The organism is Bradyrhizobium sp., from assembly GCF_035935975.1.
Taxonomy (GTDB): Bacteria; Pseudomonadota; Alphaproteobacteria; order Rhizobiales; family Xanthobacteraceae; genus Bradyrhizobium.
In genome coordinates this window covers 14,681-35,914 of the sequence record NZ_DASYWN010000037.1, presented here as the reverse complement: position 1 = coordinate 35,914, position 21,234 = coordinate 14,681, and the positions used below count along the sequence as shown (strand labels likewise).

Annotated in this window: 19 protein-coding genes; 12 read left to right on the top strand and 7 right to left on the bottom strand. The window is 63.7% G+C overall.

The features are described from left to right. The first annotated feature begins 297 nt into the window (after positions 1-297). The 3 genes from VGR99_RS20130 to VGR99_RS20120 all read left to right on the top strand — a co-directional run bounded on the left by VGR99_RS20130 (position 298) and on the right by VGR99_RS20120 (position 2,921). Positions 298-1,497, top strand: coding sequence for a polysaccharide biosynthesis/export family protein (locus VGR99_RS20130; protein WP_326900716.1), 1,200 nt, complete (start codon positions 298-300; stop codon positions 1,495-1,497). Positions 1,498-1,656: 159 nt separating this feature from the next. Continuing rightward, positions 1,657-2,073: a hypothetical protein gene (locus VGR99_RS20125; RefSeq protein WP_326900715.1), complete on the top strand. Its 417-nt coding sequence runs from the start codon at positions 1,657-1,659 to the stop codon at positions 2,071-2,073. Between the two features lie 38 nt (positions 2,074-2,111). Further along, positions 2,112-2,921, top strand: a complete 810-nt coding sequence (locus tag VGR99_RS20120; RefSeq protein WP_326900714.1) for a lytic transglycosylase domain-containing protein — start codon at positions 2,112-2,114, stop codon at positions 2,919-2,921. 48 nt (positions 2,922-2,969) lie between these two features. Here VGR99_RS20120 and VGR99_RS40105 read toward each other — a convergent pair whose 3' ends face one another. Then, a complete protein-coding gene (locus VGR99_RS40105; protein WP_414645142.1) occupies positions 2,970-3,287 on the bottom strand; it encodes a FecR/PupR family sigma factor regulator in 318 nt (105 codons plus the stop codon). Continuing rightward, positions 3,184-3,840 carry an RNA polymerase sigma factor gene (locus VGR99_RS20115; protein ID WP_326900713.1) on the bottom strand — a complete coding sequence of 219 codons (657 nt, stop codon included), beginning with the start codon at positions 3,838-3,840 and terminating at the stop codon, positions 3,184-3,186. The genes VGR99_RS40105 and VGR99_RS20115 overlap by 104 nt, the downstream gene beginning before the upstream one ends. Before the next feature lie 297 nt (positions 3,841-4,137). Here VGR99_RS20115 and VGR99_RS20110 point away from each other — a divergent pair, with 297 nt between their 5' ends. The 9 genes from VGR99_RS20110 (at position 4,138) to VGR99_RS20070 (ending at position 14,775) form a co-directional block, all read left to right on the top strand. Then, positions 4,138-5,970 (top strand): ShlB/FhaC/HecB family hemolysin secretion/activation protein, encoded by a 1,833-nt coding sequence (locus VGR99_RS20110; protein WP_326900712.1) that lies wholly within the window; start codon positions 4,138-4,140, stop codon positions 5,968-5,970. Further along, the gene (locus VGR99_RS20105) at positions 5,971-7,905 is read left to right on the top strand and encodes a DUF2341 domain-containing protein (RefSeq protein ID WP_326900711.1); all 1,935 of its coding nucleotides are present in this window, start codon (positions 5,971-5,973) and stop codon (positions 7,903-7,905) included. A gap of 4 nt (positions 7,906-7,909) precedes the next feature. Continuing rightward, positions 7,910-8,314, top strand: coding sequence for an ExbD/TolR family protein (locus VGR99_RS20100; protein WP_129274617.1), 405 nt, complete (start codon positions 7,910-7,912; stop codon positions 8,312-8,314). 9 nt (positions 8,315-8,323) lie between these two features. Next, positions 8,324-9,043, top strand: coding sequence for an energy transducer TonB (locus VGR99_RS20095; RefSeq protein ID WP_326900710.1), 720 nt, complete (start codon positions 8,324-8,326; stop codon positions 9,041-9,043). A 53-nt stretch (positions 9,044-9,096) separates the two neighbouring features. Further along, positions 9,097-10,920, top strand: a complete 1,824-nt coding sequence (locus VGR99_RS20090; protein ID WP_326900709.1) for a putative porin — start codon at positions 9,097-9,099, stop codon at positions 10,918-10,920. Between the two features lie 2 nt (positions 10,921-10,922). Beyond that, on the top strand, positions 10,923-11,516 hold the full coding sequence (locus VGR99_RS20085) for a hypothetical protein (protein ID WP_326900708.1): 594 nt from the start codon (positions 10,923-10,925) through the stop codon (positions 11,514-11,516). Further along, positions 11,513-12,556: a peptidylprolyl isomerase gene (locus VGR99_RS20080; protein WP_326900707.1), complete on the top strand. Its 1,044-nt coding sequence runs from the start codon at positions 11,513-11,515 to the stop codon at positions 12,554-12,556. Before VGR99_RS20085 ends, VGR99_RS20080 begins: the two co-directional genes overlap by 4 nt. A gap of 131 nt (positions 12,557-12,687) precedes the next feature. Beyond that, positions 12,688-14,148, top strand: coding sequence for an undecaprenyl-phosphate glucose phosphotransferase (locus VGR99_RS20075; protein WP_326900706.1), 1,461 nt, complete (start codon positions 12,688-12,690; stop codon positions 14,146-14,148). A 264-nt stretch (positions 14,149-14,412) separates the two neighbouring features. Beyond that, on the top strand, positions 14,413-14,775 hold the full coding sequence (locus VGR99_RS20070) for a helix-turn-helix domain-containing protein (RefSeq protein WP_326900705.1): 363 nt from the start codon (positions 14,413-14,415) through the stop codon (positions 14,773-14,775). Positions 14,776-14,811: 36 nt separating this feature from the next. Here the strand turns inward: VGR99_RS20070 and fcl are convergent, their stop codons facing one another. The 5 genes from fcl to zigA form a co-directional block, all read right to left on the bottom strand. Further along, entirely contained in the window at positions 14,812-15,798 is a 987-nt protein-coding gene (gene fcl, locus VGR99_RS20065; RefSeq protein ID WP_326900704.1) for a GDP-L-fucose synthase, read from the bottom strand. After that, complete coding sequence (gene gmd, locus VGR99_RS20060) at positions 15,779-16,849, bottom strand: GDP-mannose 4,6-dehydratase (RefSeq protein ID WP_326900703.1); 1,071 nt, start codon at positions 16,847-16,849, stop codon at positions 15,779-15,781. The genes fcl and gmd overlap by 20 nt, the downstream gene beginning before the upstream one ends. A 68-nt stretch (positions 16,850-16,917) precedes the next feature. Further along, entirely contained in the window at positions 16,918-19,158 is a 2,241-nt protein-coding gene (locus VGR99_RS20055) for an AAA family ATPase (protein WP_326900702.1), read from the bottom strand. 573 nt (positions 19,159-19,731) lie between these two features. Next, entirely contained in the window at positions 19,732-19,917 is a 186-nt protein-coding gene (locus VGR99_RS20050; protein WP_326900701.1) for a hypothetical protein, read from the bottom strand. Then, on the bottom strand, positions 19,914-21,128 hold the full coding sequence (gene zigA, locus VGR99_RS20045) for a zinc metallochaperone GTPase ZigA (RefSeq protein ID WP_326900700.1): 1,215 nt from the start codon (positions 21,126-21,128) through the stop codon (positions 19,914-19,916). The genes VGR99_RS20050 and zigA overlap by 4 nt, the downstream gene beginning before the upstream one ends. Positions 21,129-21,234: the final 106 nt, after the last annotated feature.

Here is a 21,234-nt window from a genome sequence, read left to right as displayed (position 1 = left end):
CTTGCTGATAAGAGCAACCAATGAACCCGGGCGAATGCGCCGGGGCGTTGACGCGCTTGGCTGACCGATTCCGTCGGATTCGCCGGCAGCACGCGAGACGCGCGGTGGCATCCGTGGGATTTGCGACCAGGAATTCCCGTCGGACGTCGTGTTCGTTTTCGCAACCGCGTGACGCAGAGCGTCTACTCAGCAGGAACCGCACATCGCCTGCGCCGGTGGCGCGGGAGGCATGCACCGCCGCGAGGCGTAAGGCAGGCCGGTCCGGATGTGGGTCAGCTTGGTGTGAAACGAACGGTCATGCGATTTGTTAAGTTCTTGTCGATCGCATGCTGCCTGATCTCGTCGGCCTTGGTCGGCGGCTGTGGGTTCATTCCGATGTCAGGGCCGGCAAGCCTCGACATCAGGAACGAGAACACGGCGACGCTGCCGTTCGCCGTCGTCAAGCTCAATCCCGAGGTGCTGCAGGTGCTCGAGAAATTCGAGCCCAACGGACTGTCCGGAAATCTTGGGGATACGCGGCCGCCCTCGAGTATCAAGTTCGGCATCGGTGACGTCATCAGCGTCACGATCTTCGAGGCCTCCGCAGGCGGGCTCTACGTGCCGCTGGAAGCCGGCGTACGGCCGGGTAATTTTGTGAACCTGCCCGATCAGGCCGTCGACAACGACGGGAACATCACGGTGCCCTACGCCGGTCGGATCCGCGCCGCGGGGCGCACCAATGTGCAGGTTCAGGAGGACATCCTTGCACAGATCAAGAAACGTGCGATCGATCCGCAGGTCGTGGTGACCTCCAGCCAGCAGCGCTCCTCGCTCGTCAGCGTATTCGGCGAGGTCAGGACGCCGGTGCGATTCCCCATGCCGTCGGCCGGCGCGCAGGACCGCATCACCGACGCGATCACGCGCGCGGGAGGCATTAGCGGCGCGGGCTGGGAGACGTGGGTCGTCCTGGAGCGCAGCGGAAAGCGCGCCACAGTGCCGTTCGGCAATCTCGTCTACTTCCCGGCGAGTAACGTCTTCGTGCAGCCCGGAGACCGCCTTTATCTCTATCGTGAGCCGATGAAATTCATCGCCTTCGGCGCCACCGGCCAGCAGGGCGAGTTCAATTTCGATGCCTGGCGGATCAATCTGACGCAAGCGGTCGCGAAGGCGCGCGGCCTGCTCGACCTCCAGGCCGATCCGGCATCCGTCTTCCTCTATCGCCGCGAGCCGCGTGAGGTGGCGCAGCGGCTCGGCGTCGACTGCTCGAAGTTCGACGGCGATTCCGTGCCGATCGTCTTCAACGTCAATTTCCAGGATCCGGCCGGATATTTCATTGCGACCAAGCTATCGATGCGTCCGTTCGACGTACTCTACGCCGCCAACGCAGCGCAAGTGGATGTCACGAAGGTCCTGACCTTCATCAACACGGCGCTTGTGACCGCAGAGAGCGGAGTGAGCCTCGTCAACAATATCCGCTTCCCGGGGCCGACATCCTCGACGACCACCGTCGTGCAGTGAGGCCGCGCCTGACGTCACGACGACAGAGGCGTGGAGACGTCTTGACGGTGGGGCCGCAATTGTTACTCATCGTACGGGAGCGGGTCTGCCGGTATCGAATTATGTTAGTGTTCGCCCACGGCTGATCAAAGAACCTGCCCGCTGGTGGAGGAATAGGCTATGCGCCGAGTTTTGCATTGGTCCGGACGCACCGCCGGCCGCGCTCTCGCGGCCGGTCTCGTCGCGCTCGCGACGGCCGGGGGTGCGGCGGCCCAATCTGCGGGTCCAGGCAATCCGCCGCTCGAGCGGCAGGGTACAATCATTGGCGGGCAGGCGGCAAAGCCGACGTACGAACGCTGTGTCGATGTGCAGATCGGAAACGAGAGCGCGTTCGGTTGCATCAATCAGCAGCTCAAACGCGAGGTTAACAAGGTCAATCCTTCATTTAACCTGCCACCGGTCGATGCGCGCTCGTCCGACGTGCGGGTGGGCAACGCGAACGAGGCGGCCGTTCGCCAGCAATATGGCTCCAACTACGGTCGTTCGGCCACTCCCTTTCGGCCACCCGCTCCCACCATCACCCTGCCGCACCGCTGATGTTTGAAGCTCCACCACATGAGCGGGGCAGTCGGGGTATGCGCCTGTCGTGGAGGATCGCGGTGCTGTGCCTGCTGATCGTCGCGAACGGCGAGGGACGTGCCCAGGAGCATGAAGAGAGCAAGGTCGAAACCGGCAGCGCGGCCTCTGCGGACGATGTCGATGATGGCGCCGTGAAGCCTCTGGCGCTGGAGCCGTTTGCACCGCGTGCGCTCACGGCCGCCGATTTCCCTCCCGCAAATCCGCTGCTCGCCAATTACACGTACCGCACGAGCGCCATGTTCGGCCGCGACTGGCGCGCCGGCCGTGCCGAATACCGGCAACTCGTCGAACGTGAATCGCTGACTTTCGGCCTGCCGCCCGCACTTGTCGATGCCGTCATGGCGGTCGAGAGCCGATACAATCCCGCAGTGGTCGGCATGGATGGCGAAGTCGGATTGATGCAGGTGATGCTGCCGACCGCACGGATGATGGGCTTTGCCGGGACGCCGGCGGAGCTGGCTTCGCCCGAGGTCAACGTGCACTACGGCGTGCGATATCTCGCCGGTGCCTGGCGCCGGGCCAACGGTGATCTCTGTACGACCGCGATGAAATACCGCGCCGGCCATGGCGAGACGCGATTTTCCTATTTGTCGGTCGAGTACTGCACACGCGTTCGCGCGCACCTGACGGCTAACGGCGTTGCCGTCGCGGGCAGCGTTCCACAACCGACGTTCGGACGGACTTCGGCGGGCGGCGCACCGGCACGTGGTCGCGTCGTGACGGCAGGCAGCACGATCAATTTCGCTGCGCTCAACACGCGCCTGCGCAGCGTCGCCGAGCGCAAGACACCATCCGATCTGCGTTGACAGGCTACTGGAAGAAGCGGCTGGGGCCCGCAATTTGGGCCGGACGCATCATGCGCGCGCTTTGCTCTTGGGGGCGCGCCGCCGCCGGCTTGCCGGCGCGGGACGGCTGGTTGCAAGCGCCTGGCCGATGGCGCGCCAGCACTTTACTGCATCGCGGAAAGCGCTTTCATGCGCGGCACTTCGGCCGCGCCAGTCGATGAGTTGTTCGGCATCCGCAAGCGTCGCCTCGCCCGACTTGAGGCGCGTGATCCATGAAAGGGCTTCACGGATTAAGGGATCCAACTGATCGACCTGATGGCTTCGCTTCGTCACGATCCGGCGCTTTCCCGCAGACGCCGACCGTGAGCGGATGCTCGCGATCGGCATATCTATGTAGGTAAGACGAAGCGGGACGCTGAAAACCGAATTTGCCGCGGGGTCGTTTGAGACGATCGGCGCAATGTTCCACAGCTTGCTTGAGATCGGTCTCGACCGTGCGGACGGTGACGCCGAGCAGAGCTGCGATCTCGCGGTTCGGCATGCCGTCGATGCGCGAGAGCATCAGTACGCGCCGGCGGCGCTCGGGCAGCTCGGCGATCGCGTGCCGGAGGAGATTGACCTCCGAACGATCTTCGATCACGCGCGCGGCGTCGGGCCGGTCGTCGGGAATCTCGAGCAGGGCGTCGACCTCATCAGAGGTGAGGCGGCGCTTCTCGGCGCGGCGGCGGTCGGCGGCGATGTTGAGCGCGATGCGGAACAGATAGGCCTTCGGGCTGCGCACGGGCCCGAGCTCGCGCATGCCTTCCAGGCGAAGGTAGGTCTCGTTGAGCGCTTCGGAAGCGAGGTCCGGCGAGCCGAGGCGGCGCGTCAACCGTCGATCGAAGTCGACATACTCCGCCAGCAGAAGAGTCCGCAAGCTGCTGATGCTGTCGATGGTCATGCTACGCCCCACTTCACTCAGTCCCCATTTGACGGCGGGACGGTAGTTAGGCCGCACAACGGTAATGTGACGAACTGTTAGTGAATAACAAGTGCTTCACAGTAGTCGCGTTATGTTGCGCAGAATCATCACATCGATGTCGAGCGGTCGTGAAAAAAGTTTTCGCTGCGGCTGCGTACGCAACGTCTACCGCATAAGGCCCCGCAGACCGCGCGTTTCGGTCGGTTCGGGGTGTCCGAAGGATACTGCGGACCGTGCGCGAGCCGGCCGTAATGCGAGAATGATATCGAGGCCGAGGTGGATTCGCGTGGTCTGTATCATAAGGGCGCGCGTCGCCTTGCGCCGCTGCTGCGCTCGTTGCGGAGAAGCCGCGCCGACGCCGCGTGCGCTTCACGCCTTGCCGTCTGCGGCCTGATCGTCTGCGCGATCTGCACCAGACCTGCGGCTGCGAAATCGGAGGCTGATACGGCCAGCCCGAACGCGAAGCCAGCCGCCGCTGCGCCCGCAGGCGCGAAGCCGGCCAAAGGGGGGGCGGATAAGGGGACTGCGGACAAGAGCGGTGCAGGTAAGGGTGCGGCGGACGCCGCCAAGCCGGCGGCGCCGGAAGCCCACTTCGATATCGACGAGTATCGTGTCGAGGGTGCGGACAATCTGCCGCAGATCGAGGTCGAGGCTGCGGTCTATCCCTTCCTTGGTCCGGACAAGAGTTCGCAGGATGTCGAGAAGGCCCGTGCCGCGGTGGAGAAGGCTTATCACGACAAGGGCCTTCAGACCGTCAGCGTGGCCGTGCCGCAGCAGGATGCGCAGCGTGGCTTCGTCGTGCTCAAGGTCACCGAGAACCGGGTCGGACGCCTGCGCGTCAAGGGCTCGCGCTATTTCGACCTCGACAACGTCAAGAGCGGCGCGCCGTCCCTCAAGGAAGGAACGCTGCCGAACTTTCAGGACGTGACGAAGGACATCGTCGCACTGAACCGCTGGCCCGACCGGCGCGTCACACCGGCGCTGCGAGCGGGCGTCGCGCCCGGCACCGTCGATGTCGATCTCAACATCGAGGACACGTTTCCGCTCCACGGAAGCATCGAGCTGAACAACAAGCAGAGCCCGAGTACCACGCCGCTGCGCACCAGCATATCCATGCGTTACGACAATCTCTGGCAGCTCGGTCACTCCATGACCTGGACATATCAGGTCTCGCCGATGAACCCGAAGGATGCCATGGTCGTGTCGGGTTCGTATCTTGCGCGGACCGAAATCGACTGGCTCAGCGTTCTCGTCTACGGCCTGTCCTCGGACAGCTCGGTTGCGACCGTCGGCGGCTCGAACGTCGTTGGTCCCGGTCAGGTGGTCGGTGGACGCGCGGTGCTGACGCTGCCGTCCAGGGGAGAGTTGTTCCACACGCTGTCTCTCGGCGTCGACTACAAGGATTTCAAGCAGTCGCTCAAGCTCGGCTCCGATGCCTTCGACTCGCCCGTGACCTATGTGCCGCTCGTCGGCACTTACGGCGCGACCTGGCAGGGCGAGGGGCGGCTGACGCAACTCAACGCCACGATCACCGCTGGTCTGCGCGGCATCGGCTCCAGCCGCGACGAGTTCGACGCCAAGCGATTCGACGCGACCGCGAGCTTCATCACGCTACACGCCGACATCTCGCACACCCAGGACTTCGCCGGCGGCTTTCAGCTCTACGCGAAGCTCCAGGGACAGGCGGCCGATCAGCCGTTGGTGTCGAGCGAGCAGTTCAGCCTCGGCGGACAGGACACGGTGCGCGGCTATCTCGAATCCGAGGTGCTCGGCGACTACGGCGTCGCGGGAACGCTGGAACTGCGTACGCCCAATCTCGCGCAATATCTCGAACAGAAGCTGCCCAATCCGCTCGGCGAGCCCATCAAGTACAACGCCTTCGACGACTGGCGGTTCTTCGCCTTCGTCGACGGCGGCAATGTCAGGATTCACGAGCCGCTGGTCGATCAGCAGTCGCATTTCGACCTCGCGAGCTACGGTGTCGGCATGCGTATGAAGACGCTTCGCTATCTCAACAGCGTCGTATTCGTCGGCGTGCCGCTGATCAGCCAGCAGGTCACCATCGCCAATCATCCACGTTTGGGCTTTCGGGTCTGGGGAGAATTCTAGATGTCGCTCCTTCGCTTTGGATCACGTCCCGGATTTCGCCTGAGCGCGCCGGCGATGCTTGCTCTCTTGTTCCTCGTGGCGTTGTGGCCGAGTCCGGCATCGGCGTGGTGGAACGACCAGTGGACGTTGCGCAAGAAGATCACGATCGACACCGGACCGTCCGGCGCGGGCATCAGCGACGCGATCGGCTCGACGCCGATCCTGGTGCGCCTGCATGTCGGCAATTTCCGCTTCGGTGCGGCCAAGGAAGATGGCGGCGATCTTCGCTTCGTCGCCGCCGACGACAAGACGCCGCTCAAGCATCATGTCGAGAAATACGACTCGCTGCTCGGTGAAGCCCTGGTCTGGGTCGGCGTTCCCGATCTGAAGCCGGGCGCCAAGAACGACATCTGGCTCTACTATGGAAACCAGAAGGCGCCCACGGCGGTCGATGCCAAGGGCACTTACGATCCCGACACGCTGCTGGTCTATCATTTCAACGATCGCTCGACGCCGGCGCAGGACGTTACGGCCTGGGCGAACACTGCACAGAATGCGGTGCCGGGTGCGGATGGCGCCATCATCGGCCAGGGCGCACGCCTCGATGGCCAGATCGCACTGATGCTTCCGGGCTCGCCCTCGCTGGTGGTCGCCGAGAACGGCGAGATCACCTGGTCGCTCTGGGTCAAGATGACCGCGCTTCAGCCCGGCGCCGTGCTGTTCTCGCGCAGCGAAGGCGCGAACGACCTCACGGTCGGATTGGATAACGGCATTGCGTTCGTGGAGGTCGCCAATGGCGGCAACACGCAGCGCAGCGCCGGCGGCGCGGCGATCGCGGCGGGGACCTGGCACCAGATCGCCTTCACGGCGAAGGGTGCCCAGATCACGCTTTACGTCGACGGCAACCAGGCTGCGACGCTCGCCGCCGGCCTGCCCACCATGACCGGCGCTGCGCAGCTCGGCCGTGCCGTATCCGCGGCGGCTTCGGCCGCGGATGCAGCCGCGCCTGCGGCTGACGCGGCGACGCCGGCCGCAGCTGCGCCGGCCAGTGCTGCGCCCGGCTTTGCCGGCGACATCGACGAATTCCAGATCGCCAAGGTGGCGCGCCCGGCCGGCTTCATCAAGCTCGGTGCGATCGGGCAGGGGCCGGACCAGGCAAAGCTGATCGCGTTCAGCGTCGACGAGGAGAACGCGGGCTGGTTCAGCGGCGGCTATTTCGGCGTGATCCTGCGTTCGGTGACGCTCGACGGCTGGGTCGTCATCGGCCTGCTCGCGATCATGGCCTTCATCAGCTGGTACGTGATGGTCGATCGCGTCTCCTATCTGAACCGCGTCTCGGCCGGCAACACCATCTTCCTCAAGCATTTCCGCGAGACCTCGACCGACATCGGCGGCCTGCTTCAGCTCGACAGCCAGGAGAACGATCCGAGCTTCGGCGGCGAGCTCGGCAAGAAGCAGCGCAAGGCGGTCCATGCCGCACCGCTCTACCGCCTCTTCGCGGCCGGCGCCCAGGAGATCCGGCGCCGCTTCGCAGGCGGCGGTTACCGCCGGTTGTCGCCGCAGGCGATCCAGTCGATCCGCGCGGTCCTCGACAGCGGCTTCGTGCGGGAGAGCCAGCGCCTCAATCGCCTGATGGTGATGTTGACCATCGCAATCTCGGGCGGCCCGTTCCTCGGCCTGCTCGGTACCGTCGTCGGCGTCATGATCACCTTCGCGGCGATCGCGGCCTCTGGCGACGTCAACGTCAACGCGATCGCGCCCGGCATCGCGGCGGCGCTGGTCGCGACCGTCGCCGGCCTCGGCGTCGCGATCCCCTCGCTGTTTGCCTACAACTACCTGACGATCCGCATCAAGGACGTCTCGAGCGAGATGCAGGTCTTCGTCGACGAGTTCATCACCCGGATCGCGGAATCCTACGAGCTTCCGGACGAGCCGGTGAAGCAGGCGGCGGAGTGAACCGATGCAAGTCCAGTCCGAAAGCAAGCCGTACGACGACATCAACATCACGCCGATGCTCGATCTCGCCTATGTGCTGCTGGTGATCTTCATCATCATGACCACGGCGACCGTGCAGGGCATGAAGGTGAACCTGCCGAAGGCGAGCGCGGCGCCGAGCCTGGCGCAGCAGACCACCAAGGCCATCACGGTCGCCAACGACGGCAAGCTGTTCCTGGACACCATCCCCGTGACGCTGCCCGAGCTCGAGCAGCGCCTCGTACAGCAGCGCGCGCTGACGCCGGAGTTTCCAATCGTTGTGCGCGGCGACAGCCAGACCCCGTACCAGAACGTGGTCGACGTGCTCGATCTGCTCGGCCGCCTCAACTTCACCCAGGTCGGCATGGCGACCAAGCCGTCGGCGCGATGAGACGCAGCGATGGCGCTTTCCGACGACAGCAACGACGACGACGGCACGCCGGCATGGCGGCGCTATCTGCTGCTCGGCGGCTCGGCGCTCGTCGTGGTTGCGCTGACGGTCGGTCTCGTCATCATGGTGATGAGCGGCGACAAGGATCCGCCGCGCAAGGTGAATGAGCTGCAGGTGACGATGGTGCTGCCACCGCCGCCGCCTCCGCCACCACCGCCACCTCCGCCGGAGCAGCAGCCGGAACAGCAGCCCGAGCAGAAGGTGATGGAGCAGACGCCGGTCAAGGATGTCGTCGAGGAGAAACCGGTCGACATCCCGAAGGACGCGCCGCCCGATGCCGGACCGGATGCGACGCCGGGGCCGCCGGATCTCGGTCTCGGCACCGGGCCGGGCAGCGGGGGCTTTGCGCAGGGCAAGGGGCGTGGTGGCGGCGGAGGTGGCGGCGCCGGTCGTTTCGGCTGGTATGCGAGCATCCTTCAGACGCAGATCGCGGCTGCGCTTCAGACAAATGAAAAAACTCGCGAAGCAACGGCGCAGACCGTCATCAGAGTATGGCTCGACAACTCGGGGCGTGTCACGCGCGTGACGTTGTCGCCATCGACGGGAGACAGCGCGCTTGATGCGGCCATTCGCGACCAGGTCGTGAGCGGCATGCGCGTGCGCGAACCGCCGCCGAAGGATATGCCGATGCCGATCCAAACCCGGCTCACGGGTCGAAATCCGACCTGAGCGCGATGAGACGAGTAACTGTGCGCAAGTTGAAAGTAAGAAGAGGTGACGTCATGTGGCGCGAAATGAAGACGCGAGAGCTGGCAGCGACGGCTTTGATGCTGATCGCGTGTGCGGCCCCCGCCGCGGCGCAGGACGACGGGATGCCGCAGGGCAAGCGTCCGACCGTGTCGCGCGATGCACCTCCATCGTCGAATGCGACGGTCAATCTGATCAATCTGCTGGTGAAGCAGGGGACGCTCAGCGAGGAACAGGCGGCTGTGCTGGTCAAGCAGGCCGACGACGAAGCCTATGTCGCCCGTCAGGCCACGCGCGACGCGACGGCGAAGGCGGAAGGCGCGGAGAAGAAAGCAACCAGCGCCGCCGATGCGACCTCGCCGCCCGGCACCAAGCGCGTCACCTACGTGCCCGAGATCGTGCGGAAACAGCTCCGCGAGGAGATCCGGGCCGAGGTGATGGACCGCGCCCACAAGGAGGGCTGGGCCTCGCCAGGTGCGTATCCCGAATGGGCGCAGCGCATCAGGTTCTACGGCGACATCCGCGCGCGGTATGAGGGGATCCACTATCCGGCCGGCAACTATGGTTTCTACGAGAACTTCAACGCCATCAACACCGGAAATCCATTTCTTGAAGACAGCACCAACGCATTCAATCAGTACTTCTTCCCGACTTACAACGCCACGCAGGATCGCAATCGGTTTCGCTTCCGCGCCCGGCTCGGTGCCGACGTCGATCTGTATGATGGATTCACGGCGGGTTTGAGAATTGCGACCGGCGACAGCAGTTCTCCCGTCTCCACAAATCAGACGTTCGGCGGCAACGGCGGCAATTTCTCGAAATACGCGCTCTGGCTTGACCGCGCCTTCATCAAATACCAGCCGGTGCAGGATCTCGTTGCCTCGGTCGGCCGGTTCGACAACCCGTTTTGGTCGCCGACGGATTTGGTCTGGTACAAGGATCTCGGCTTCGACGGTTTCGCAATTCAGGCCAGGCACGAAGTCGCCGATGGATTCACGCCCTTCTTCGCCGGCGGCGCTTTCCCCGTATTCAACACCGAGCTGAACGCGGGCCTCAACACGGCCGACCTGACTGGGCCGGTCAAGCTCGCCAGCCGGGATAGATGGCTGTTCGGTGCGCAGGGCGGCTTCGGCGCGCGGATCGATCCCGAAACGACGCTCACGCTGGCCTTCGCTTACTATGACTTCGCAAATATACGCGGCAAGCTGTCGAGTCCGTGCGTCGTCTACACGGCAAGCGATGTATGTGACACGGATCTGCTTCGTCCGTTGTTTGCGCAAAAGGGCAACACCTATATGCGGCTGCGCGACGTCCCCGTCGTCTTGCCGACCGTCGGATTCCCCAGTGGATCACTGAACTATCAATACTATGGTCTTGCGAGCGACTTCCGGCCGTTCGTCGCGAGCGCCCAGCTTGATCTCGCGCAGTTCAATCCGGTTCACGTCATTCTCGACGCCGAATACGTCTGGAACACGGCATTCGACCGGAGCGCCGTTGCCGCTGTCGCCGTGTTTCCGAACAACTTCGCTGGAACCACGGACGGCAGCCCGGGCCCGTACAACGGCGGCAACCAGGGTTGGCTTGCGCGCATGACCGTCGGCAACAAGGAGATCAAGCATCTCTGGGACTGGAACGCGCATGTCGGGTACAAGTATCTCGAGTCCGACGCGATGGTGGATGCGTTCGTCGATTCCGACTTCGGCCTCGGCGGCACCAACCTCAAGGGTTATTTCATCGGCGGCAACGTCGGCCTCGGCGAGAACATCTGGGGCTCGGTGCGCTGGATGAGCGCGAACAATATCGCCGGCCTGCCGTACAAGGTCGACATCGTCCAGCTCGATCTCAGCGCGAGGTTCTGATCATGCGGCTGTTGCGTCTGTCGTCCCTTGCCGTAGTGGCGCTGCTCGTCTCGCCGGCCGCGCATGCGGATCAGGAAAGCGATCGTCTGCGCGAGGCGCTGCGCAGCGCCACCGCGCAGGCCCGTGCCGCCGAAGACCAGCGCGCCGCGGTTCAGGCCAAGCTGACCGCGGCCGAGCAGGAGCGCGACCGCCTGCGCAAGCAGAACGAGGCCTATCGCGCCCAGGTCAAGGAAGCCGAGCAAGCCTATCGGCAGGCCGTGAAGGATTTCAACGAGCGGATCGCCGAGCGCGACGATTCCCTGGAGAAGTGGAAGGCCGCTTATGGCGAGGCGGCGAGCGTGGCGCGGACCAAGGATTCCGAACGCTCCAAGTTCGAGGGCGAGGCGACGACATGGAAGGCGAGCGCCAAGGCCTGCGAGGCCAAGAACGTCCGCCTCGTCAAGATCGCGGACGACGTCGTCAAGCAATACGAGAACATGGATCCGCTGGAGAAGGTGATCCACCACGATCCCGTGTTCGGACTGAAGCGGGTCGAGCATCAGAACGCCGCCCAGGATGTTCGCGACCAGATCATCGAACAGAAAGCCAAGCCATGACCGGGAATGTTTTCAAGCTCGCGCTGCTGGCCGGCGCGCTGAGCGCCGCCGCGTCGTCGTCGGCACTGGCGCAGACGCGCAATCCGCCCCAGCCCGCAGCTCCGCGCGCGACACCCGCGCCGGCGGTCGTTCCCGCTGCGGCCCAGCCGGTTCCCGCAGCGCAAGACAGTGCGCCCGTGAAGGGCGGTGAGATCATTGCGCGGGTCGGCGACAGTGACGTCACTGCCGAAGAAGTGCGCGCCACCATCCAGCTTCTGGATGCCCGTCAGCAGGCGGCGATGGCGCGCGATCCGGCGCTGCTGAGCCAGACCGTGCGCGCGATCCTCGCCAACCGCCTGGTGCTCAAGGAGGCCACGGCCAAGAAGTGGGATCAGCAGCCGGCCGTGGTGACGCAGCTCGCGCGCGCCCGCGACACCTTGATTGTCGAGACCTATCTGCAATCGGTCACGGCGCTTGGCGACAGCTATCCGAGCGACGCTGACATCAAGAGCGTCTACGAGGCGAATGCCAGCGCATTCCTCGTTCCCCGCCGCTTTCGCCTGGGCCAGATCGTGGTCAACCTCGCCAAGGACGCCGACAGGGCCGCCGAGGATATTGCGCGCAAGAAGCTCGATGACGTCGTGCGGAAGATCAAGCAGCCCGGCGCGGAGTTCGGTTCGATCGCGCGCGCCTCGTCTGACGATGCGGCGACCGCGGGGCGGGAAGGGGAGATCGGCTGGGTCGCCGAGCCGGATATGCGCACCGAAATCCGTGGACAGGTCACCGGCCTGCCGAAGTCGGGCATCACTGATCCGATCCGGCTGGAGGACGGCTGGCACATCCTGAAGCTTCTCGACACCGAGGCATCGCATACGCGGCCGCTGGCGGACGTGCGGGAGGCCCTCGTGCAGCGCATGCGGGCCGAGCGGATCGAGGCCAACCGCCGCGCCTATGTGGCGGAGCTCTTGAAGCAGACCCCTCCCGTGGTCAACGAGATCGCGCTGTCCAGATTGCTTGAGGTCAAATCCGACGCGAAGTCGGACGGCGCACCGCCGCGCTAGATGACGATTAGATGACGGCGTCGATGCGCCGTCATGTGTCGACGATTCGTTGGTTAATCGTCAGTAAAAGTATCATAATTATGGTACAATGCGCGTGATATCGGGATCGCGACATCGACCCCGGGGGCGACATGACCGACCTGACCAATGCGGGTGAATCGGCAGCGGCATTCGAAGGCCGATCACGCGTCCGTCTGGCCATTCCTTTCAGCCTGATTGAGCCCCTGTTCGCTGTGCTCGACTGCTCGATCATCGTCGCGGCGGGGGCAATCGGCGGCATTGCGTATCAGCGCGCCGTCGGCGGCTCGGCCGAAGATGCCTCCTTCTATGCCGGGCTGGGGCTGGTGGCGAGCCTTGCCTATGTGCTGGTCGCGCACTTCCTCGGCCTCTACCGGCTGAACCAGCTATTGGATGACGAGTTCGACGGCGGACGGGTCTGGGCAGGCTGGTGTCTTGCCGCGCTCATCCTCGCCGTCGTGTTGTTCCTTTTCAAATCGGGCGGGGACGCATCGCGCGGCTCGGTCGTCTGCTTCTTCGCGATGGGGAGTGCGGGCCTTCTCGGGGCGCGCTGGCTCGGCAAGCGCCAGCTTCGGTCGGCACTCGTCGCCGGTACGATCCGCGGCCGGCATGCAGTGGTCATCGGGACGCAGGGCGAGCTCGCGCAGTTCGGAAGAGGCGATCTGCTCGCCAGATTTGGCCTGCATGAGGTCGATCGCATCACCTTGCCGTGGGGCGAAGCGCCAAAACTCAGCGCGTCAGGTTCCGTGCTGCAGGACGATGCGCTGACGAAGCGCATCCGGGACGCTTCGGCCGAAGAGATCGTGCTGGCGCTGTCCTGGTCCGGTCCGCAGGACATCGAAGCCTTGCTCGACCGGTTGCGCGTCGTTCCGCTCCCGGTGCGCCTGTTGCCCGATCGCGCGGTGTCGACCGTGCTGCGCCACCAGAGCTCGATGCCGCAACGGCTCTACATGGTGGAGGTGCAGCCGGCGCCGCTGTCGGTTTTCGATCGCCTGACCAAGCGGCTGCTCGACGTGATCGTCGCGGCGACGTCGCTGGCGCTCCTGACACCTCTGCTGATCGTCGTCGCGGTCGCGATCAAGCTGGAGTCGAGGGGGCCGGTGATCTTCCGGCAGCGCCGTCACGGCTTCAACGGCAAGCCGTTCATCATCTACAAGCTGCGCAGCATGAGCGTCCAGGAGGACGGCGGCACGGTCGTGCAGGCGACCAAGCAGGATCCGCGCGTGACCCGCGTCGGACGCCTGATCCGCCAGACCAGCATCGACGAGCTGCCGCAACTGCTCAACGTGATCCAGGGGCACATGTCGATCGTCGGGCCGCGCCCGCACGCGCTGGTGCACGACTACGAGTACGGCAGCATGATCGCGAACTACGCGTTCCGCCATCACGTCAAGCCGGGAATGACCGGCTGGGCGCAGGTCCAGGGCTATCGCGGGGGCACGCCGCGGCTCGAGCTCATGGAGCGGAGAGTTGCACTCGATTTATGGTATATTGATAATTGGAGCCTGATATTGGATGTCCATATCATGCTGAAGACGGCGTTCGAATTGATCCGGTCGCGCAACGCATATTGACGAGATCCTTCCGGTCGCGATTGACCTCGAAGCGGCGGCGTCGCAAAAGTTAACATTGGTACATCCGGGAATGATTCATTGACGTGACCAATTGGAGCAGAGGAGTACCACATCTGTGATGTCTCGTCGCATCGGCGGTCACATGCGCTGGTGGGGGCCGCCGGCCGATAGCCGTCCAGGATTTCTCGCTGGCCTATTGAAAACGTTCACGATTTGCGCTTACTAAGTCCGGACTGGCGAGATTCTGGCCGGAGAGGACCCATTATGGTTGGCAAGAGGCATGCCTCGGGGGAGATTTCGGCCAAGCTGGCGCAGGCCAACGAACTTGCGGCCAAGGGGAAAACCCAGCGTGAGATCTCGAAGGCGCTTGGCGTCAGCATCATGACCTACCACCGCTGGAAGAAGATGCCCGGTTCTTCAGCACCGCTTGATGATCGGGGCAGGGAGAGCGGTGACCGGCCATCCAGTCCGGGCGACGCAAGCACTGTGGACACAATCAAGCGGTTAGAGCTCGAGAACGCGCAATTGCGACGTCTCGTGACGGACATGCTCTTGGAAAAGCTGAAATACGAAGAGGAGCTTCGGGCGCGCCAGGGGACGCGGTTTCGGCGCCCCGACGGCGGTTAGCGCCAGAACCGGCCCTTCCGGTCTGCTCTATCGCCTTCACTCGTTTAGCTCGAAACTTGAGACGGTTGGACGTGCCGCGGCCGGATGGTCCGACAGGTACGCCACATATGCACGCCTCACGCCATCCTCGAGCGAGGTCGTCGCGCGCCAGCCGAGCTTTGCGAGACGACTGACGTCGAGCAGCTTGCGCGGCGTTCCATCGGGACGCGTCGTGTCGAAACTGATCTCGCCGCGATAACCGACGATCTCGGCCACGACGCGCGCGAACTCGGCGATGGTGATGTCCTCGCCGGTGCCGATGTTGATCAGCTCGGCGCCCGAATAGGTCTTCATCAGGTGCACGCAGGCATCTGCCATGTCGTCGACATAAAGGAACTCGCGCCGCGGCGTGCCGGTGCCCCACACGACGACGTTTTCAGCACCGGACAGCTTCGCCTCGTGGAAACGCCGGATCAGCGCGGCGACGACGTGGCTCAGTTCAGGATGATAATTGTCACCGGGGCCGTAGAGATTGGTCGGCATCACGCTGATGAAATCGCATGCATACTGGCTGCGATAGGCCTCCGCCATCTTGATGCCCGCGATCTTGGCGATCGCATAGGGCTCGTTGGTCGGCTCCAGCGGGCCGGTCAAGACCGAATCCTCGCGCAGCGGCTGCGGCGCCAGTTTCGGATAGATGCAGGAGGAGCCCAAAAACATCAGCTTCTCGGCGCCGTTCCGATGGGCGGCCTCAATCACATTCGCCGCGATCGCGATGTTGTCGTAGATGAACTCGGCGCGCAGCGTGTTGTTGGCGACGATGCCGCCGACTTTGGCGGCGGCAAGGAAGATCACCTGCGGCCGCGTCCTCGCGAACCAGTCGAACACCGCGGCCTGGTTGCGCAGATCGACCTCACCCCGCTCCACGATGACGAGCCTGACGTCCTCCGTCGCGAGCCGGCGCGCGATCGCGCTGCCGACCATGCCGCGATGGCCGGCGACGTAGACGCTCTTGCCTCTCAGCTCAAAGGTTGCGTTGGCCACGGCCGGCGTCCTGTTTTGCCTCGGCCAGATCGCTCGTCATCATCTCCTCGACGAGCTGCGCAAAGCTTCGCGTCGGCTTCCAGCCAAGGACCTGACGGGCCTTGCTGGCATCGCCGATCAGGAGATCGACCTCAGTCGGGCGGAAGTAGGTCGGATCGACCTTCACGACCGTCTTGCCGCTGGTCTCGTCGATCCCGGTCTCCTCGACACCCGCGCCGCGCCATGCGATGCGGCGGCCGACATGGGCAAAGGACAGCTCGACCAGCTGACGCACCGAATGCATCTCGCCGGTTGCGAGCACGAAATCGTCAGGCTTGTCGGCCTGCAGGATCCTGTGCATGCCCTCGACGTAGTCCTTCGCATGACCCCAGTCGCGCCTGGCGTCGAGATTGCCGAGATAGAGCGTCTGCTCCAGGCCGACCTCGATCCGCGATACGCCGCGCGTGATCTTGCGGGTGACGAAGGTCTCGCCGCGGATCGGGCTCTCATGGTTGAACAGGATGCCGTTAGAGGCAAACATGCCGTAGGCTTCGCGGTAGTTCACCGTGATCCAGTAGCCGTAGAGCTTGGCCACGCCATAGGGCGAACGCGGATAGAACGGCGTCGTCTCCTTCTGCGGGATCTCCTGCACCAGGCCATAGAGCTCGGAGGTCGAGGCCTGGTAGAACCGCGTCTCCTTCTCCATGCCGAGGATGCGGATCGCCTCCAGCAGGCGCAGCACGCCGATGGCGTCGGCGTTGGCGGTGTATTCCGGGCTCTCGAAGCTGACGGCGACGTGGCTTTGGGCGGCGAGATTGTAGATTTCGGTCGGCCGGATCTGCTGCACCAGGCGGATCAGATTGGTCGAATCCGTCATGTCGCCATAGTGCATCAGGAACGGCACGTTGCCGACATGCGGGTCCTGGTAGAGGTGATCGACCCGCGCGGTGTTGAACGAGGACGAGCGCCGCTTGATGCCGTGCACGACATAGCCGAGCGACAGCAGATATTCGGCGAGATAGGCGCCGTCCTGGCCGGTGATACCGGTGATCAGAGCGATAGGTTTATTCATCCCAAGCTCGCTCCCGCCGAAGCGAGGATCCGGCGCAGCGCCTTTCAAGCGCTCGATCGACGGCATCTCTAGCCGCCATTTCTGTAGTATCCATTCTGATAAACACCCGGCTGCTCAAATCTTTCGAGAACTCTCAGATCGGCCTTGTTCAGCACCACGCCCAGCAGGCGATCGTGAAGGTCCGGGTCGGCCAACAGATGGCGGCGCACCGCCTTGATCCTGGTGCTTCCCCATTCCACCACGAATACCAGGGAGTCGATCACCGGGACGATCGCTCGCACGTCGACGACAGGTGCGATCGGCGGAAGATCGACGATGACATAATCATAGCTTTCGCGCAGTCGATCGAGGAGGGACCGAAATCCCTGCGACGCCAGCACTTCGTCGGAATGGACCGGCGCTTCGGTCAGCAGCAGAGGGAGCAGCGCCAGCCCCGTGGCTGCCTCTCGGCCCGTTGCCTGTGCGAGATCTATCCTGCCATTCAGCACCTCCAGCCATCCGACAGACGGCCGTGGGGTGAGCGAGCGGGCAAGCGTCGGATTACGAAGGTCCGCGTCGATCAGAACCACGCGTCTGCCGGCGTCGGCCAACAGCAGCGCGAGGTTGGAGGCAATCGTGGACTTGCCTTCGCCGGCGACGGTCGAGGTGATGCCGATCAACCTGTTCTCGCGGATGGTCGACTCCAGCCATGCGCTCATTTTGATTGCGCGAAACGCTTCGGTGAATACCGAAATCGGATCGTCGACCGCGCGTCGCTTCAATGGATCGATGAATGAGAAATGGAGTGCATCCGCCGTCATGTTCTCCACGGCTTGCGGCGGCGGGCTCGGTCGACCGATGTCTGCATCGGATCCGGTCGCGATCGACCGGGGAAGCGACGGTGCAGGGGGGGCCTGTCCAGTCGCAAGCGGAATCACCGAAAGACAGCGGACGCCCAATTCCTGTTCGGCCTGTCGTGCCGTGCGGAAGACACTGTCCACCGCTTCGCGCCAGGTCGCAATTCCAAAGCTCGCCATCAGCCCCATGGTGAGCGCGATGGCGAGGACCAATGACGCTACCGGTTTGCTTCTCTTCTTCGGCGCGACGGCCGGACTGATCACGCGCGCATCGGTGATCGGAAACGACTGCTGCTGTATCGCCTCCATGTAGCGCTGCAGGAAAGTATCGTAGAGCGTGTGATATACCTTGGCGGAGCTTTCGAGTTCGGCCAGTCCAAGCCGGTCGCGGTTTGTGAGCTGGCCCTCCGATACCAGACTGGCCAGCGATCGCTCCAAACTCTCTTCGCGCGTCTTGGCGATTTCATAATCGCTCTTGTAGCTTCCAGCGATCCGTCCGAGCTCCCCGCGGATGTTCCGGCGCGTTTCCTCCATCTGGTTGCGCAGATTGATCGCGGCCGAATGGTCATCACCATATTTCGTCGAGATGTTGGCCTCGCGCGCGGACAGGTCGACATACTGGTTACGAAGCCGCGTAATGACCTCGTTTTTCAGGATATCTGCGACCGCGCCCTCGCTGACGTCCATTTTCCGGACTTGCTCGATCCGGTCGAGCCGGGCTTTGGCCTCGCTGGTGGCGCCGCGCGCGGTGGCGAGCTGGCTGTTCAGTTCGAACAGCTGCTGTTCGCCGATAAGCCGGCTCGAAGCGCCGGCCGATACGTTCGGTCCGCCGAGATCGACAATGTTGTTCTTTTCCTTGAATTCCAGCACGGCGCGATCGGCCGTCGTTGCCTTCGACTTCAGCTCGTTGATCCGGTCCTGGAGCCAGGCGCCTGCGCGTGTGACTGTCTGGTATTTCGCGCCGAGCTGGTCGTCGATATAGGCTTCGGCGATCGCGTTGGCGACCCTGGCGGCGGTCGCGGGGCTCCGCGACGTGTACGAGATGTTCAGTGCATAGGTTTTGTCGCCACGCGCGATGAAGCGGTGGGTGAGAAACTCGTCGAGCGCCCTCTGCTCACGGTCTTCCACCGTGTCGGAGGTGACGACCGGGCGCGAGAACAGGCTCCAGCCACCCGCGAATTCCGGATCGTCGGCGAGCTTCAGGCTCCTTACGACGTCGAGTCCCAGCTTGCGCGACGCGAGAATTTCGACCTGCGAGCCCACCTGAAGCGTGTCGAGTGGAATATCCCCCTGCGGCTGCAATTGGTTCTGCAGGACACGCAGCGTACTGCTGTCGATCAGAAGCGTAGCGGTCGCGGTGTATTGCGAGGGGATGACGAGCAGATACAGCAGGCCGATGGCTATTGCCACGGCAGGCACGGTGAGAATGATCCAATATTGCCGCCGGGCCAGTCCGGACAGCTGGTCGATCAAGGCCGATATCGAGGACGAAGCATCGCCCCGCCCATCGCTATAGTCGACACGGGTTCTGTGCGACGGCATATCCATCGTCGATCACATCCTGGGCGAGTGGGCTGCTGCCTGGAGCGAAAAGGTGCTATCGCGACGGCAGGCAGGTCCCACCTGACCGAGGCATCTTGCCCTCTCTGGTTCCAAAGGCAGCGGGAGGGGCATTGATCGTCGCATAACTCTACCGGCTAGGAGTATCTCGGCTCTTGGTCTTGCCACGACCAAGCACCGCCCGCTGAGCCGTGACGCCAGCCCCCGTAACGTTGATTGCCCTCTCTAGCGAACAAGTAATACACATTTGCAACAGTTTGATATGAAGTGATGCAGGTGCATCGTCCGGTATGTTGTGCGTTATCGTAATGGATGACGCTAGATATCACGCGCCGTCCGTCGCCGCGCCAAACGCGACGCATTTATCGGAATGCGCGGAGCACTCGGCTTGAGCCCGTATGAATGGATCACAGGCGGAGCCAGCCTGTGGGGCGTTTGGTTGCGGTCCTCAACCGACCCCCAAACCGAGCGCACCACCTTCATCCCTTATCGTTGTCTGGGCTGGATTTCGGCGGCCGCTTCGTGCGCCGCCCGTTGATCTGACCGGTCATGCGCGCAGCCGCCCACAGGGACGTCCGGCGGGAAGATGCTGTCGTAGATCGCGCGCGCCTCACGGATGAGGCGCTGCCGCTCGAGCTCGGATTTCGGGACGAAGCGGACGACGTTGCTCATTCGTGCACCGCAGCTTCGTTGGCGCGTCGCCAGACCGGAAACGGGTCTGCGAGCTTGGCCCATTCCGTGACGTTCATGGCCGGCTTGCCCGGGACGAGGCAACCGTCCAGGCGTGCGCGCAGCGCGCTCTCGTCCATGCCTGCGCCGATGAACACGATTTCCTGGCGACGATCGCCATAGATTTCGTTCCAGTTCGCCCGCAATCGCTTGCGCCAGAACGGATCGTCCGGCCAGCGTTCCGCAGGCACGCTCGCCCACCAGAATCCAAGGGCCTCCGTGCGCGTGATGGAACCTGCCTGGCTGATCTCGCCAAGCCATTGCGGGCGCGTCGCCAGCCAGAAATGTCCCTTGGCACGAATGACACCGGGCCAGGGTTCCTTCACGAACTTGTCGAACGTTTCGGGATCGAACGGCCGGCGCGCGCGATAGACGAAGCTGGTCACGCCGTATTCCTCCGTCTCCGGCACGTGATCGGCAAAGCCGTAGAGCTCCTTGAACCAGAGCGGATGTGCTTGTGCCTTCTCGAAGTCGAACCGGCCGGTGTCGAGAATGCGGTCGAAAGCGACCCGGCTGTGGTTGGCTTCGATCAGCTCTGCTTCCGGATTGAGCGCCCGGATGATTTTTCGCGCGGCCTCGCGTTGTGCCGGCGAGGCGTCATCGACCTTGTTGAGCACGATCACGTCGGCAAATTCGATCTGCTCGACGAGGAGATCGACCAGCGTGCGCTTGTCGTTCGCCAGCGCTTCGCCGCGCTGGTCGAGAAAATCCGTCGATGAATAATCCCTCAGCAGGTTCACCGCGTCGACCACGGTGACCATGGTGTCGAGGCGTGCGACGTCGGAGAGGCTTTCGCCGTCCTCCGAACGGAATTCGAAGGTCGCCGCAACCGGCAGCGGCTCGGAGATGCCGGTGGATTCGATCAGCAGGTAATCGAAGCGGCCGTTTTCGGCGAGGGCGCGCACCTCCTTCAGGAGGTCGTCGCGCAGCGTGCAGCAGATGCACCCATTCGTCATCTCGACGAGCTTCTCGTCAGTCCGGGACAGGTTCGCACCGCCATCTCGGACCAGATCCGCATCGATGTTCACCTCGCTCATGTCGTTGACGATCACCGCGACCTTCAGGCCGTGCCGGTTGTTCAGGACGTGGTTCAGCAAAGTGGTCTTTCCAGCCCCGAGGAAGCCGGACAAGACGGTGACGGGGAGTTTGCGCATGGAGATCGAAGAGCCTTTTCAAGGGGATAGGACGACGGCGAGGGGGATTGGGCATTGGGACCGGATATGTAATGTTATAACATTACATATGCTGTCGACGCCGACG